Origin of the sequence: Shewanella electrica (genome assembly GCF_022321485.1) — a bacterium.
GTDB lineage: Bacteria > Pseudomonadota > Gammaproteobacteria > Enterobacterales > Shewanellaceae > Shewanella > Shewanella electrica.
The window spans coordinates 1-267 of the sequence record NZ_JAKOGG010000347.1 but is presented as its reverse complement, the minus strand read 5'-3'; the positions used below and the strand labels follow the sequence as shown (position 1 = coordinate 267).

The 267-nt window shown below is 59.6% G+C and carries 1 protein-coding gene; it reads right to left on the bottom strand.

All coding sequences use genetic code 11. The features are described from left to right. The coding region (locus tag L9G74_RS20845; protein ID WP_238898667.1) for a uroporphyrinogen decarboxylase family protein at positions 1 to 267 on the bottom strand (267 nt) is incomplete at both ends.

Sequence of the window (267 nt, the reverse complement as noted above, 5' to 3'; positions counted from 1 at the left end):
ACCGGCGTCCATGCACTTGTAGACCTCGGCGCGCACCTCTTCCGGGCCGCGAGCGTATAGCGTCTCCGGATTGTTGATGTTCCCAACGAGGCCGATGCGTCCGTCCATAATGTCCATAGCCTGCTGCGGGTCGTTCTTGGAGTCGAAGTGGAAGGCGGCCATGCCCGTCTGGGCGATGTAGTCCATTCTATCCAGGGTGTTGCCGCAGATGTGCAGGATCAGCGGGACTTTGAGGCGCTCGACCATCTCCTGGTGGATTTCAAGCAA